General features: G+C 36.3%; 13 protein-coding genes and 1 pseudogene. 8 read left to right on the top strand and 6 right to left on the bottom strand.

From position 1 onward, the window contains the following. Positions 1 to 7: 7 nt before the first annotated feature. The 4 genes from IGI58_RS15825 to IGI58_RS15810 all read left to right on the top strand — a co-directional run bounded on the left by IGI58_RS15825 (position 8) and on the right by IGI58_RS15810 (position 2,186). Complete coding sequence (locus IGI58_RS15825; protein ID WP_087640172.1) at positions 8 to 598, top strand: DUF5067 domain-containing protein; 591 nt, start codon at positions 8 to 10, stop codon at positions 596 to 598. Positions 599 to 1,061: 463 nt separating this feature from the next. Next, a complete protein-coding gene (locus IGI58_RS15820; protein WP_429952627.1) occupies positions 1,062 to 1,529 on the top strand; it encodes a hypothetical protein in 468 nt (155 codons plus the stop codon). Positions 1,530 to 1,574: 45 nt separating this feature from the next. Continuing rightward, positions 1,575 to 1,901 carry a hypothetical protein gene (locus IGI58_RS15815; RefSeq protein WP_429952628.1) on the top strand — a complete coding sequence of 109 codons (327 nt, stop codon included), beginning with the start codon at positions 1,575 to 1,577 and terminating at the stop codon, positions 1,899 to 1,901. Positions 1,902 to 1,913: 12 nt separating this feature from the next. Continuing rightward, entirely contained in the window at positions 1,914 to 2,186 is a 273-nt protein-coding gene (locus tag IGI58_RS15810) for a hypothetical protein (protein ID WP_429956338.1), read from the top strand. A gap of 293 nt (positions 2,187 to 2,479) precedes the next feature. Here IGI58_RS15810 and IGI58_RS15805 read toward each other — a convergent pair whose 3' ends face one another. Beyond that, entirely contained in the window at positions 2,480 to 3,829 is a 1,350-nt protein-coding gene (locus IGI58_RS15805; RefSeq protein ID WP_429952629.1) for a glucose-6-phosphate isomerase, read from the bottom strand. A gap of 221 nt (positions 3,830 to 4,050) precedes the next feature. Then, a complete protein-coding gene (gene gdhA / locus IGI58_RS15800; protein WP_429952630.1) occupies positions 4,051 to 5,397 on the bottom strand; it encodes an NADP-specific glutamate dehydrogenase in 1,347 nt (448 codons plus the stop codon). A gap of 137 nt (positions 5,398 to 5,534) precedes the next feature. Here gdhA and IGI58_RS15795 point away from each other — a divergent pair, with 137 nt between their 5' ends. Together IGI58_RS15795 and IGI58_RS15790 are read left to right on the top strand one after the other, a co-directional pair. Next, positions 5,535 to 6,821, top strand: coding sequence for an NAD(P)/FAD-dependent oxidoreductase (locus tag IGI58_RS15795; RefSeq protein WP_429952631.1), 1,287 nt, complete (start codon positions 5,535 to 5,537; stop codon positions 6,819 to 6,821). 102 nt (positions 6,822 to 6,923) lie between these two features. Then, entirely contained in the window at positions 6,924 to 7,361 is a 438-nt protein-coding gene (locus tag IGI58_RS15790) for a hypothetical protein (RefSeq protein WP_429952632.1), read from the top strand. A gap of 53 nt (positions 7,362 to 7,414) precedes the next feature. Here the strand turns inward: IGI58_RS15790 and IGI58_RS15785 are convergent, their stop codons facing one another. Further along, complete coding sequence (locus tag IGI58_RS15785; RefSeq protein WP_087640178.1) at positions 7,415 to 8,809, bottom strand: 6-phospho-beta-glucosidase; 1,395 nt, start codon at positions 8,807 to 8,809, stop codon at positions 7,415 to 7,417. Between the two features lie 178 nt (positions 8,810 to 8,987). Between IGI58_RS15785 and IGI58_RS15780 the strand changes: the two genes are divergently transcribed. Then, positions 8,988 to 9,986 carry a LacI family DNA-binding transcriptional regulator gene (locus IGI58_RS15780; protein ID WP_429952633.1) on the top strand — a complete coding sequence of 333 codons (999 nt, stop codon included), beginning with the start codon at positions 8,988 to 8,990 and terminating at the stop codon, positions 9,984 to 9,986. A 41-nt stretch (positions 9,987 to 10,027) separates the two neighbouring features. On the opposite strand, the pseudogene IGI58_RS15775 reads toward IGI58_RS15780, so the two are convergent. Then, a pseudogene (locus tag IGI58_RS15775) lies at positions 10,028 to 11,444 on the bottom strand (IS1182 family transposase). Between the two features lie 201 nt (positions 11,445 to 11,645). Here IGI58_RS15775 and IGI58_RS15770 point away from each other — a divergent pair. Continuing rightward, the gene (locus tag IGI58_RS15770) at positions 11,646 to 12,950 is read left to right on the top strand and encodes an ISL3 family transposase (protein ID WP_429952441.1); all 1,305 of its coding nucleotides are present in this window, start codon (positions 11,646 to 11,648) and stop codon (positions 12,948 to 12,950) included. 195 nt (positions 12,951 to 13,145) lie between these two features. On the opposite strand, the gene IGI58_RS15765 is transcribed toward IGI58_RS15770, so the two are convergent. Further along, on the bottom strand, positions 13,146 to 14,057 hold the full coding sequence (locus IGI58_RS15765; protein ID WP_429952634.1) for an aldo/keto reductase: 912 nt from the start codon (positions 14,055 to 14,057) through the stop codon (positions 13,146 to 13,148). Positions 14,058 to 14,117: 60 nt separating this feature from the next. After that, complete coding sequence (locus IGI58_RS15760) at positions 14,118 to 15,596, bottom strand: helix-turn-helix domain-containing protein (protein WP_429952635.1); 1,479 nt, start codon at positions 15,594 to 15,596, stop codon at positions 14,118 to 14,120. Positions 15,597 to 15,701 lie beyond the last annotated feature (105 nt).

Below are 15,701 nucleotides of genomic sequence, written 5' to 3'. Positions count from 1 at the left end.
TTCGAAAATGAAAAAAACAAGTATTATGTTTATGGGTGGTATACTTTTATTTGCACTTATGGGCTGCGGATCAACTGATTCTGGAAGCAAAGAGTCAAAAGCCAGTGAAACCAGCTCAACTACAAAAAAAGAGGAAAAGACTGAAACAACGGGCGATTTCGTTTCTTCAGCTGCAGACTCAACTTTTGATGGTACAACACTTAAAGGCAATTCATACACTATCAAAATCACAAGCAACAAAGTGATTCAACCGGGTGAACCTGGCAATGAATATGGGGAAAAACCAGTACTAGCTTTTTGGTTTGATACTTTAGTTTCACCTGATTACAAAGATGAAGCTGAGATCAATCCAAATATGGCATGGATCATGAGTTTCAAAGCTGTTCAAGATAATGATCCAAATAAAGTGAACAAGTTAAATGTTTCACCTTTACCAGATGCTCAATTTTTAGAGTCTCAAATGGCAGAAATCAAACCTGGCGGAACTGTAGCAAGTGCAATGGGTTATGAATTGACTGATACTGAGACACCTGTTACTTTAATCGCACAAGACATATTAGGAACAGAATATGGAAAAGCTGATTTTCCAGTTAACTAATTTATTTATACTTAGAAAAAGGAACGCTCAACTCATGAGCGTTCCTTTTTCAACTGAATAATAATCAAAATTATAAGCGATCGTTCAATTCTTTCGCTAATTCTTTAAAGCCTGGATTACCAAGTAGCGCAAACATTTTTTTCTTGTAAGTTATTCTTTATTAGAACTATCACAGTAGCCATAATTGGCTACTTATAGGCATTTCTATTATCTACTTTCACCATAAAAATCTTTTTATGCCACTTTTATCAAAATATGCCACCCTTTTAGATATACAAAAAAATTCCTACTTCGTATGTCTATTCAATCGGTCGGGATTTTTATTATCTTTCAAGATACACACGTTAAAGGAACAATTTCAACCGCCTTTTTACACATCACATAAAATCCACCAACAAAAAATAAATTTGATTCTAATAGAATTATATAGTATACTTTCATCACTTCAAAAAGGAGGAATATTATGGAAAAATTACTAGGGGTTACTTTGTTACTGTTAGGTCTTGGTTTTAGTACAACTGTTGAAGCCCAAGAAAAATTTGAAATCAATGAGGAAAATAGTAACTTAATTGCAGAACTTTCAGCTTCTGAACCTGCAAATAAGGACTATATTGAAAGTACAATTGACATGTATTATGAGGTAGCTTCCGAAAATGATTCTGCGGAAGATTTTAATTCCTTTTTGAATTCTGCGCTATCCGAGTTAGATAATTTTGATTCTACACAAGATGAAAAACTAGAAGACGTGATTGAGTCTTCCAACCTTTCACAAAAAAGAGTTATTACACCATATCCAACAGCAATTGCAGCTTATAAAGCAGGCATCGCTGTTGTTGATCGTATGGGACACTGGCAAACTGCAAACTATATGAGACGCGCGATTGTACCGTTAGACAAAATTGGTACTAATTACACTCCAGCAACTTATTAGAATAAAGACGATACTTGGGCAAGAATGGTAGACAGTGAAAGTCTTATGACTGCATATTACAGTCGTTTAAAAGCTGAAGCGTTCAGAGGTGGACGAGCTTCAGGATCGTTTTCAGGTACACATACTTTCCCTAGTGGACATCTTATGACTGCATTGAGAGGAGTATCTTATACCGTATCATATAAAAGACAAGCAAATGGTAACTACTTTACTACGGTGAAAGTTACTGATATATTTGACTTTAAGTGGGAAGTTAATGGATATAGTAATAATTTTGGTGTAGGTTTCGGAAATAATTATTGTGTATTTGTCCAAACATTAGGTGCCATCAAACCTTATAAAATTGAAATTGTGAGGACTATGTCAAGATAGGAGTTTATTACTGTGATTAATAGAAAAAAAATAATACAAAGCTTGTATTTTGTTCTTCTTCTAATTTGGCTAATAGGAGTTATCCTAACTTTAAATTTTCTCCCTATGCAAGATCCAGATACTTTAACATTGGATGAGAAGATTAATCTTCAAAAACAATTTTCTATTAATTACGATTTAGGGCATCTGTTTATCAAAATAAGTGAGGTATCTTTGATAACCTTAACTATTTACACAATCGTTTCTTTTCTCCTAACAAAATACAAAAAGGAAAAGCAGTCTTAATAGGTTGCTTTTTTTATACAAAAGCGAAAGAATCAGCGATTTGAAGCTGAGTATCTTTTGAAAAACGGAAAACTGGAGACGGGCAATACTCAAATTTTAGGGAATATTAGGACATAAAAATCTAACTGCCACCCTCATCTACGCTCATATAACAGCAGAAGTGAAACAGAGTGCTATGGATAAATTAGATAGTTATATGAAAACCAAAGCTTAAAAAAATGCCACCAAAGCGATTTTAGCATCTGTTTTGGTGGCATTCTTTTTACTATTATTAGAGCGCTGTAAACAGCGTCCTACAAGCGAGCGTTCAATTCTTTCGCTAATTCTTCAAAGCCTGGTTTACCAAGTAAAGCAAACATATTTTTCTTGTAAGCTTCCACACCTTCTTGGTCAAATGGATTTACGCCATTCAAGTATCCTGAAATCCCAACAGCGATTTCAAAGAAGTACATTACATAACCTAATGAATAAGCATCCATTGCAGGAATTTTTACTACCATATTTGGCACGCCGCCATCTGTGTGAGCAAGCAACGTTCCTTGGAACGCTTTTGTATTTACAAAGTCGATTTCTTTACCTTGCAAGTAGCCAAGTCCATCTAAATCCTCTTCTAATTCAGGAATTGAAACAACATGACGCGGTGTTTCAACTTTAACGACTGTCTCAAATAAGTTACGCATACCATCTTGTACATATTGACCCATTGAATGCAAGTCAGTAGAAAAGTCAGCTGCAGCTGGGAAAATACCTTTTTGATCTTTTCCTTCTGATTCACCGAATAATTGTTTCCACCATTCTGAGAAATAGTGCATTCCTGGTTCGTAGTTGATCAGCATTTCTGTTGTTTTACCTTTACGGTATAAGATATTTCTTAATGCCGCATATTGATATGCTTCATTTTTGCTTAAATCTGTCGTTGATGCGTATTCTTTACGAGCATCATTTGCCCCATTCATCAAACTATCGATATCCGCTCCGCTAACAGCGATCGGTAACAAGCCTACTGGTGTCAATACAGTAAAACGTCCGCCAACATCATCAGGAATTACAAATGTTTCCCAACCTTCAGCATCCGCTTCAACTTTTACAGCACCTTTCGCGCGGTCAGTTGTTGCGTAGATACGCTTGTTTGCTTCTTCTTTACCATATTTTTTAACTAGTAATTCTTTGAATACTCTAAACGCAATAGCAGGTTCTGTCGTTGTACCAGATTTTGAGATCACGTTTACTGAGAAGTCACGATCACCAATAACATTGATCAAATCTGCTAGATAAGTTGAGCTGATGCTATTTCCAGCGAAGAAAATTTGTGGTGCTTTTCTTTCATCTGCTGGTAATAAGTTGTTAAATGAATGATGTAAAAATTCAATTGCTGCTCTAGCACCTAAATAAGAACCACCGATCCCAATAACAACTAAAACCTCAGAATCAGACTGGATTTTTTCAGCTGCTTTTTTGATACGGGCAAATTCTTCTTTATCATAATTTTCTGGTAAATCGATCCAGCCAGTAAAATCACTGCCTGCTCCAGTTCCTTCTCGTAATGCTTTGTCTACTGCAGTCACTTGTGTCTGCATGTATTCCAATTCATGATCAGCGATAAATGGTGTCAAATTGGAATAATCAAATTGAATGTGTGACATTCCTTCTCCTCCTTGAATTTAAACTTACTACATTAACTACTTTACGTTCTTTTCCTGTATTTTTCAAGCAAATTATGACCGTCTGTACCAATTTTATGTTAATTCATTTAAAATAACGAAATTATCTCGTAACATAATGCCTTCATTGCAAGAAAAAAGAACGACCATGACCAAGCATTCGATCGTTCTTTCATCACTCTCGTTAACGTTTAGATTTTTTCTTAGACTAAACCTTGACTCAGCATAGCCGTTGCAACTTTTTCAAAACCTGCAATATTTGCACCTAAAACAAAGTTATCTTTAGCATCATATTTTGCTGCAGTGTCACGACAAGTCTCATAAATATTTTTCATGATAGCATCCAACATGCTGTCCACTTTTTCGAATGACCAAGATAAGCGCTCAGAGTTTTGGCTCATTTCAAGTGCAGAAACTGCTACACCACCAGCATTTGCTGCTTTACCAGGGCAGTATAAGACACCAGCTTCAGCTAAAACATCCACAGCTTCTAGCGTACAAGGCATATTTGCCCCTTCTGCTACAACTTTACCGCCATTTTTAACTAAGCGTTTTGCTTGCTCTACATTGATTTCGTTTTGTGTTGCACATGGTAAAGCAATATCATACGCCACATCAAAATCCCACACAGATTGACCATCATAATAGACTGCCTCTTTATGTGTGTCGACATATTTAGAAATTCGTTCACGATTTTTTTCTTTCAATTCTTTGACAAGTTCCACATCGATGCCATTTGGATCGTAGACAAAGCCAGTTGAATCAGAACAAGTGAGAACTGTCGCACCAAGTTCTTTAGCTTTTTCCATCGCATAGATCGATACATTTCCACTACCGGAAACAACAACTTTTTTCCCTTGGAAAGAATCATTTGCATCGTTCAATAGATGTTTCACAAAATAGACACAGCCGTAACCTGTAGCTTCCGTTCTAGCCTGACTACCCCAATAACCTAATGGCTTCCCAGTCAAAACACCCGCGTCATAATTTCTCAAACGTTTGTATTGTCCATATAAGTAGCCGATCTCTCTTGCTCCAACACCGATATCTCCTGCAGGCACATCTGTACTTGGACCGATATGTTTTTGTAACTCCGTCATAAAGCTTTGACAAAAACGCATGACCTCGGCATCTGATTTTCCTTTAGGATCAAAATCACTGCCACCTTTACCGCCGCCGATCGGTAATCCAGTTAAGCTATTTTTAAAAATTTGTTCAAATGCTAAAAATTTCATCACACTCAAATTTACACTAGGGTGAAAACGCAAGCCACCTTTATATGGACCAATCGCAGAATTATACTGCACACGATAACCACGGTTGACTTTCCAGTTGCCTTGATCATCTTGCCACGGTACTCTGAATTGTAAAATTCTTTCTGGCTCGATCAAGACCCCTAAAATATTGGCTTCAATGAATGCTGGGTTTTCTTTTAGAAATACCTCTACCGTTGGTAAAAATTCATCGACTGCTTGCAAGTATTCTACTTGTCCTCGATCATTTTCATGAATCTTCTTTTGAATCTCTTCCACATACTGTTTTGCTTCCATTTAATCACCCTCTCATAGTTATAATCCTATTTTAACCTAAATTCAGAAAATTTCCACAATTTTTTACTGTAAATTGCAAGAAAGTGAGAAAAAAGTTGAAAATTGTGTTAAACTACCATTGAATTGGAGGCAAATATATGAAACTTTTTGATGTTATTGTCGTTGGTGCCGGCACTAGCGGTATGATGGCTGCAATCGCCGCAGCTCAAGCAGGTAGTAAAGTCTTATTACTAGAAAAAAATAAACGTGTCGGAAAAAAATTATTGATGACTGGCGGCGGACGGTGTAATGTGACCAATAATCGACCAGCAGAAGAAATCATTTCCCACATTCCTGGAAATGGGAAATTTTTGTACAGTGCTTTCTCTCAATTCAATAACTATGATATTATGGCGTTCTTCGAATCAAACGGTACTCATTTAAAAGAGGAAGATCACGGAAGAATGTTCCCTGTCACTGACCGTTCAAAAACGATTGTAGAAACTCTTTTTAATCAGCTACAACAACTTGAGGTCACTATTTATACAGAAGCAAAGGTTGAAAAACTTTTACATAAAGAAGGTCAAATGATCGGAGTTGCGTTAGCCGATCAAAAGCTATATGCGCCTTGTGTTATTCTAACGACCGGCGGAAGAACGTATCCTTCTACTGGTTCTACTGGAGATGGATACAAGCTAGCTAAAAAAGTAGGTCACACGATCACCACACTTTATGCAACTGAGTCCCCTATTGTCTCAAATGATTCATTTATTCAGAAAAAAACACTTCAAGGTCTATCTTTACAAGATGTTTCGCTTTCTGTCTTAAATCAAAAAAATAAAGTCATTGTTTCGCACCAAATGGATCTTCTTTTTACTCATTTTGGCATTTCTGGTCCTGCAGCTTTGAGATGTTCTAGTTTTGTCAATCAAGAATTAGCTAAAAATCCCGAAGCTGCTGTCTCATTACGCTTAGATATTTTCCCGGAAAATACACAAGCTGAATTAAATAAGAGCGTCCAGTCGATGATTTCGGAGCAACCTGAAAAGTCTTTTAAAAATGCGTTGAAAAATCTGATTCCTGAGCGTCTTTTGGATTATCTATTGACAGAGCTTGAGCTGACTGACACCACAGCTAAAAAAGTCTCTGAAACACAATTAGAACAGTTCACAAAAACCTTAAAGTCTTTTTCAATAACAGCAGAAAAAACTTTGCCGATCGAAAAGTCTTTTGTTACTGGAGGCGGAATTTCTTTAAAAGAGGTCCAACCTAAAACAATGGAAAGTAAACTGATCAATGGCTTATTCTTTGCAGGGGAATTATTGGATATCAATGGATACACTGGCGGTTATAATGTGACTGCAGCTTTTGTTACAGGACATGTGGCAGGAACTCATGCGGCTGAAATAGCCGAGTATACCTACCTTCCTTTAGAAGATATTTAACTTCTAAGACTTAAGAACGATAAAAGTGATAAAAAGAATCAGTCTTTTGATTGATTCTTTTTTATTTGAATCATGGGAAAATAGTTACAAGAGGTGATATGAATGAAAATTGTACTAAAAAGACAAACAACGTGGGGATGTGTTCGTCATTTCTCTGTGTATAAAAATGGCGCTTACCAAGGGAAACTATTCAATAATTTTTCAACTGAATTAGAAGTTAATGAAGGAGATACGTTAGAGTTTAGAGAAGGTCTTTTTCGTTTTTCTCAAAAAATCAAAGTCACATCGGATACTAAAGAAGTAACCATCACAAATACAAACCAAATCCAGCAATTATTCGCTCTACTCATAACATTATTTTTGGCTATTTCATTGATTAGCCTTTCCATTGATTCTTTGAAAATTTTCTTTTTCGTTGAAATGATTTCTTTTGGAGTCTTGAGCCAATTGTTTCGTTACCGTTCTTATCGATTTAGCGTTGAACCAGAGCAACCCATTCGCTCTTTCTTGAAGAACACGATGACAACTAAAATTATTTGATTTAAATATAAGCAAAAAACTCCGATTATTTCATCGGAGTTTTTTTTAAGTCATTAATTACTTTTCATCAATTCAGTCACATAAGCAACTGTATCTGGTTGTTCTTTCTCGATTTTAGCGATCGATTCTGAGAAGTTTGGTAAATGATCTTTATGTGCGATCAATAGCTCATCTAAGAGTGTTTTAGCCATTGTGCCTCCAGGAACTAATGGATTCACTGTAAAGGCATGTAAAGCAGCTCCGTAATCTCCATCGATTGCAGCACGGATCACTGTTTCTTCCATTCCTTTCATATTTTGGATGATCCCTCTAGCTGCTGGCGGGAAAGCACCCCAATTATATGGTTCATGTCCATGAGAAGTTACCGGACCAGAAACTTCTACAACACAATCATATGGCAAATCAGTAATTGTACCATTGTTTTCTGTTGAAACGACCATGTCTGTACGTTTATCGTTATAGATCGAAGCAATCATTTCGCAAGCAGCATCACTGTAGTGTGTTCCGCCACGTTGCTCTAATTCTTTTGGCTTGTAATCTAGTTTTGGATCTTTGTATAATTCAAACAAGCGTGCTTCCGTTTCTTTTACGACTTGTGCTCTTGTTTCACCTTTTTCAAATTCTTCAACTGAATGTTTCAGCATCTCATCTTCGATGTAGTAATAACGGTGATAGCCACAAGGCAGCATACCTAAGTCTTTTAATTGTTCATAATGGAATGGTGCATCCCAAATATTTTTCAGATGACTTTCTTGTTCATTTTGCGGACCATAAATCAAATCGATCAATTCTTGAGTTCGCTCATTTCCTTCTTTATCCCATACACGGTGCCAGTGGAAATGATTGATTCCTGCAAACTTGAAGAATAAGTCTTCTTCCGGAACACCTAATTTTTCAGCAGCCTGTTTGCGGTGACCGATTGGTACATTACATAATCCAACTGTCTTTTTCCAGCCGCCGTGTTTGATTGCAGCTTCCGTGACCATTCCAGCAGGATTTGTAAAGTTTACCAACCAAGCATTCGGACATAGTTCTTTCATATCTTCAATGATGCCTAAGATCACTGGAATTGTACGGAATGCTTTAAACATACCGCCTGCTCCATTTGTTTCTTGACCTAAAACACCATGGGATAAAGGAATTCTCTCATCTTTGATACGAGCATCCAATAAACCTACACGGAATTGTGTAGAAACAAAGTCGGCATCTTTCAAGGCTTCACGACGATCCAAAGTCAAATGAACTTCCCAGTCTAAGCCAGCCGCTTTGACCATACGTTTTGCCATCTCGCCAACGATTTCTAATTTTTCTTTTCCTGCTTCAATATCAACTAACCAAATTTCTTTGATCGGTAATTCATCTTTTCTTTTGATATATCCTTCGATCAACTCTGGTGTGTAGCTAGATCCTCCACCAATTGTAGCGATTTTCAATGCATCTCTTGTCATGTGTTTCCCTCCTGATTTTTTGTTCAGAATACGTTCTGACATCGTTTACATTTATAGGATAATCTGTGGGAATGTTCCCATGTCAAGGACTTTTTATAATTTTTTTATGGTATACTTATTTAGTAAGTGTCGAGGCAATTTTTCTCCTTACTCAATTTAAACTATGAGGTGTACACACATGACGACTATCATTGATGTAGCAAAACAAGCGAATGTATCAAAATCAACTGTTTCAAGGGTCATCTCCGGAAATGGCTATGTCAGTCAAGAAAGCAGAAAAAAAGTATTGGAAGCAATGGAAACGCTCGCATATTCTCCTAATCTAATTGCACGAAACCTTCAAAGTGGTGAAACCAAAACAATTGGTTTTTTAGCTCATGGTTCTTTTGGTCCTTTGGGTGTCTTTTTAGAAAGCTTTATTTCAATTGCAAAAACCTATAATTATTATGTCACTGTCTATTTCACTGATGGCGATAAGAAAAAAGAAATCGAAGCACTCAATCAAATGAAGTACAAACAGCTTGACGGCGTATTCATCTTAACTAGAGCAAATGAATGGGATGTCATAGAATCTTATAGCATTTATGGCCCTATCGCAACCTGGCACCGAATAGATTCTGAACGGATCTATTCTTCTTATATTGATCATTATAAAGGCTATTATAAGTCATTAGAGTATCTTTTCGATCAAGGGTATCGTTCTATCGGCCATGTTTTAGGAAACGTAAAAAATCTAAATACCAAAGCTCGCTTAAAAGCGATCGATGATTTTCATGAGGAAAAGCATTTACCTATTAGAAAAAACTGGATCTTTCATGAAGAAAGCAACAGCAACAATGGGCAGTCTATTGCTGATTTATGGCATGAAATGATGGAAAAACCAACTGCAATGGCTTTTTATACTGACTTCGTAGCCGCGGGATTTATTTCAAGATTGCAAACATTAGGCTATTCTATCCCAGAAGACGTAGCAGTTATTGGATTTGATAACAGTGAAATCAGTGATTTAATGCATATTACGACGGTCGATTATTCTATCAATCATCAGGCTGAGAATTCTTTTATTTATTTATATAATCAATTAAATAAAACGCAGCTTCCTGAACGTGAAATTCACGTCAGGTTAGTCAAAAGAAATACAGTGCCAAAATATAAATCAGAAAAAAGCCTGAACTAAAACTAGTTTTAGTTCAGGCTTCAGACTGTAGACAAATACGTTCAACATTCAGAAAATAGAGTGTTGAGCGTATTTTTTATCTTAGTATCAAAATCAAAGTAAAAAAATAAAGGCATTCGCCTTTTTCTAGCCCCACAAGGCTAATTTCTTTAAGTTCATTGCAGCAAAAATCAGCCTCGTATGCACTGCGACTTTTTCCAAGGTTCGGTATTTTGTCCAGCGCATCCCGTGCTTCTCTTTTGCATCGGCAAACACTCTTTCAATAGTTTCTTTTCGTTTGCGGTATGTCTCTCGATTAAAGGACGTATGACGAAGATGTTCTGCATTTTCCAACCCAGCTTGCCAAATATGACGAGTCACTACTTTTTGATGATTTTGACTTCTTGTGCACTGCTTCAATTGCGGACAGTTCTGACAAATGTAAGATTTTGACTTATATTCACGGTATCCCTCTCGAGTAAGTGTAGAAAAATGTAAGGGGTGATTTTCAGGGCACAGGTAACAATCGTAGTATTCGTCATAGACAAATTGATTTTTGGCTAGTAACGTTCGATCACCTCTAGGTCGTGTATAAGGAAGAACAGGGTGAAGATTTCTCCGACGGAGAAATTCTATAAAAGTGGCAGTTTTATACCCAGCATCAGCAGCCACAGCGTATATCGCTGGAAATTTAGTACAGATAGAGGCAACTAAATCAGGAGCAATTTGACTATCATGACGGTTACCAGGAGTCACAATGACATCAAAAATGAATCCATGTTCATCACAACCAGTATGAGCAGAATAAGCAAATTGTTTCTCTCGTTCTCCTTTTACATAATATCCGCTCTCTGGGTCTACTTTACTTATTTTTCGTTCTTTCAGCTCACTTTCTGGCAGGAAAATAAAAGGACGCTTTCCTGCCTTGATGCGTTCCTCGTTAATTTCTTTCTCTAATTCTGATTGATAGGCCTTAGCTTCAATATGGGTCATTTCTCTAGTAAAATGGTGCTTGTTTGCATTGGCTTTGATATGAGTAGAATCCATATAGAGAACATCTTCCGTAACCATCCGAGCTTTGACAGCTTGTTCCAGTATGTAGGCAAAGATATCTTCAAAGAGTGTGGTCTCTCGAAAGCGGCGAACATAGTTTTTTCCAAAGGTAGAGAAATGTGGAATGGTTTCATTGAAATCGTAGCCTAAAAACCAACGATAAGCGACATTCGTGTCTATTTCTTTTATGGTTTGACGCATGGAACGGATACCAAAGAGATATTGAATGAAGACGATTTTGACTAAAACCACAGGATCAATACTTGGTCGACCTAAGGTCGAATAAGTTGATTCAACAATTGGATAAATGAAGGTAAAATCGATTGCTTTATCTACTTTTCGAATCAAGTGATCTGTTGGGACAAGTTCTTCCAAGGAAATCATCATGTACTGATCTCTGCCATTCATTGGGTGTTTTGTCATCATTTTTCCCACTCCCCTTTAAAACGTTTTCATACGTTAAGTATAAAAGAAAAAACTGTAGACGTCATCCCTTTTTTGGCTCTATACTTTCTGATGTTGGTGAGAAATCACTGGCATCTTTTTTAATGCAAAATAATAGAAAAGACACCCTGATATCCTTTAGAATGAAGTCGTCTAAAACCATTCAAAAAGGAGGAAATCAAGATGTCCTATACAAATCTTATCAAAAATACCTTAGATATTCTAGACTTAAATATCACTTTTAACGAAAACTGCTTAAAAAAAGAACGGGTCAAAGGAAGAATCTGTCAGGTCTTTTCTGGTACGCTCGATTATACTGCGCATATTTGTCCTCACTGTGATCAAGAAGAAAAGGAAGCAATTATCCGTTGGGGCTTTACAAGCTGTTTGATTTTACTCAACGATGTTTCGGAGTATCAAACGTATTTACGCTTGAAGAAACGTCGTTTCTTCTGTCATTCTTGTGACAGAACATTTGTTGCAGAAACGAGTCTTGTTGAAAAAGGGTGTTCGATTTCATCGAAGGTGAAGCTGTCCATTGCTGACCGCCTCCGAAACGTCACTTCTATGAGTCAAATTGCACGTCAAAAGAAGGTCTCTGTTTCCTCTGTTTACCGTGTCTTGAAACGATTTTATGAGCCAAAAAAAATCAATCGACTCACCTTACCGGAAGTTCTTTGTTTTGATGAATTCAAATCAGTGAAACAAGTCACGGCTTCGATGAGTTTCATCATGATGGATGGGCAAACCAAGCAGTTAATTGATGTTGTTGAAAATCGTCAGCTCCCTTTTCTAGAGCGTTATTTTTCACGATTTCCTTTGACTGTTCGTAAAACGGTTAAGTATATTGTTTGCGATATGTATGCTCCTTATTTTTCTCTCGTCAAAAAGTTATTCCCGATGGCTCAGATTATTCTTGATCGCTTTCATATTGTCCAACTCATCGGTCGAACCTTTTTAAAGCACCGCATTCAGAGAATGAACACCTTTCTTCATCAGGGAAATACAGAAGCGAAAAAATATCGACACTTGAAGAACTACTGGAAGCTTCTTCAAAAAAATCAATCGAAGCTTGATTTTGAAAAACGCCTTTGGCGTCCTTCTTTCCGCACCTATTTAACTGAAACAGAGATCGTTGATCGATTACTTGCGTATGATGACGAGTTGAAAAGTGGCCACACCTGTTATCAGGACTTTCTTTATGCTATACAGACAAGAGACTTTGATCGGTTTCATGCACTATTAGACGAAGATTTCCGCCGTCTTCCTCCCTACTATCAAAAGACTATTGGTACGTTTAAGAAGTACCAAAATGAAATTAAACATGCGCTAGAATTGTCTTATTCTAATGGACCATTAGAAGGTTTAAATAACCATATTAAAGTGTTGAAGAGAAATGCTTACGGGTTCCGTAACTTTTACAATTTCAAATTGAGAATTTCTTTGTGTTTTGGCACCATTCTTTTTCAAGAAAACAAAAAAACCTAGAGGAAATTTCCTCTAGGTTTCATATTCATCGATTTCATTCTTTGGATTTTCTTTACCAACATTAGTTGACAAAGAGCCAAAAGTCCATTCCCACACACGGAATGGACTTTTTATATTATTCACACACAAAATAGAATTGCTTTACAAAAAGAATCATACTAAATCATTGTGAAGATTATATGAAAAACTTGTATTTTAAGGTAGAATATTCCCCGCAGCACTATAAATCTCATACCATTCTTCTCTTGAAAGTACGATATCAGCTGCTTGCGCTATTTCTTTGATACGCTTAGTATTCATCGTTCCTGCAATCACTTGCATATTCGCAGGGTGTCTTAAAATCCAAGACGTTGCTAAACCAGTTGACGAGCAACCATACTTTTCGGCAATGCGATCCAGTATTTGGTTTAACTCTGAGAATTTATCATTTCCAAGAAAAACACCTTCAAAAAATCCATATTGATAAGGAGACCACGCTTGGATCGTCATTTGATTCAATCTAGAATAATCTAAAATACTCCCATCTCTGTCAATACTTGCTTCATCAGTCATATTAACATGAATTCCTTGATCGATCATTCCAGTATGCTTGATTCCAAACTGTAGCTGATTTGCCAGCAATGGTTGTTTGACGGTTTTTTTCAGCAATTCAATTTGCATTGGTTTTTGATTACTTACACCAAAATATTTTACTTTTCCTTGAGATTCTAATTGATCAAAAGCTTCAGCAACTTCTTCTGGTTCTACTAAAGTGTCAGGGCGATGTAATAATAAAGCATCAACATAATCCACACCCAAACGCTTTAAACTGCCTTCAACAGAAGCAACGATATGTTCTTTTGAGAAGTCAAACATTCCTTTGCGGATCCCACATTTTGTTTGGATAATGATATCCTCTCTATTAATTGCGGATTCTCTTAGAGCTTTGCCAAAAATCGTTTCACATTCTCCTCCTCCGTAAATATCCGCATGGTCAAAAAAATCAATGCCATTCTCATATGCGGTTTCAATTACTTCTGTAGGATTTTCTGCTCCATTCATCCTCATACATCCAAGAATGACCGATGCCGCTTTTAACTCACTTGTTCCAAATTGAATTTTCTTCACTGTGAAACCTCCTAAATTTGTCTTTACTTTTATAGTGTACCACAACTCTATGAAAGGGCTTCAACTAATCACTTTTTTTAAGTATTTTTCCAATTGAAAAAACTGTTTTTCACAAAATTCAATATCAATTAGCATCACTGGCCTTTCACACTGATGAAATAAATTTTGGTGGTACGTGGTCGTTAAAATAAGCGTTGCATAACCGATCGTACTGGATGTTCGAGCATAAATAACGACTAAATTATATTTGTATTGAAAAAAAGCAGTGATTCGCTTACCTAATTCATATTCTTTTTCCATGGAGAAATCTGTCATCAAACAAATGACGATCTTTTTTTCATTGTAAACCGGTGATGTAAGAGTCGATAAGATTGTGAAGTAGCGATGCACAAGTAACTCTCTCTTCACTTTTTTATAGACTGGAATTTCTACTATCAGTTCATCAACACACGTATGAATCCTTTTCAGAAACTTAGGGTACATTTCCTGTAATTTGTTGACAGAACGATTTCGCTCGAATGATAAATCAGAAACTAACTCATAAAGTAAGTGAAAAGAGAGAAAGCTTATCACACTTGCTTTGGAATGCTCGATCTTTTTCTCCCAAAAAATCTGTCGAAATTTAGTTGTTGCTATCAGCGTATTTAAATAGCAGGTTGTTTTTTTCAAAAAATGCTCTTCAATAATATAAGCTTGCATACTTGCACCATAGTAGGGTAAAAAATTTGCCTGAATCATTAAATACAGATACGCAAATTCTGAAAGAGGTATTTTTTTAGCGAAGCCTTCTTTTACAATCGTCTGAACAAAATTTGAAAAAATGGCACTTTCTTTTAAATAAGGAGACCACTCACTTTTTTGACGAATCTGATGGCCATTACTTTCGCGCCATAATGCAATCTGGATCATGCGGGAAAAAGATAGTTTCTGAAGATCGTTGATTTTAATCTGAAAAAAATGAATGATCGTTTCTGCTAATTTATCACTAGATTCTATTTCAGATGAGAGAAAGTTGCCGATGGTTCCTCGATAGACAAGCCAATAAAAATGCAAAATAAATGCCCGGATTTGTACTTCATCTCCCACAAGTTGATAACTGCCTCTTCTTAAAGAAAGTCCACTTTTGCGTAACCATAAATCGATTTTTTTTATTCGTCTTCTTAAACTGGACTCACTAATTGAAAGTCTTTCTGAAAATTCTTTCGTTTGAATAGTTGTATCGTCTATTATTGCCTTCAAAAAAATAATTTCAGGGAGCTCACACAAAAATCTAGTTAAAAATATTTCTACATAATAATCACTAGATTTTTTTAAATAATAGTAATTTATGGATTTACGACTGATCGATAACTCCGCCTCTAATTGAAATCGTTTGATAAGAAGCTTTATCTTCTTTATGTAACGCAAAATCGTTTTTGCATTTATAGATAATTTTCTTGAGAATATCTCCAACTTTTCTTTGCCATCAGCAGAAGCAAGTAATAAGAAAAGATCTAGTAATTTTCTGGCATCGTAATCAATAAGTTCTTTGTAATCCATCTCCTGTGTGTTCCCCCAATAATTAGTTTTTGATGTCTTCTACATACAAAAATGAGTCTACATAGATAAACTACGCAGGACTCATCGATTTTCATTTTTTATTCA

Source organism: Enterococcus sp. AZ020, assembly GCF_050499205.1.
Taxonomy (GTDB): Bacteria; Bacillota; Bacilli; order Lactobacillales; family Enterococcaceae; genus Enterococcus_L; species Enterococcus_L dunnyi.
The sequence above is the reverse complement of the archived record's forward strand: the minus strand, read 5'-3'. Positions and strand labels throughout refer to the sequence as shown.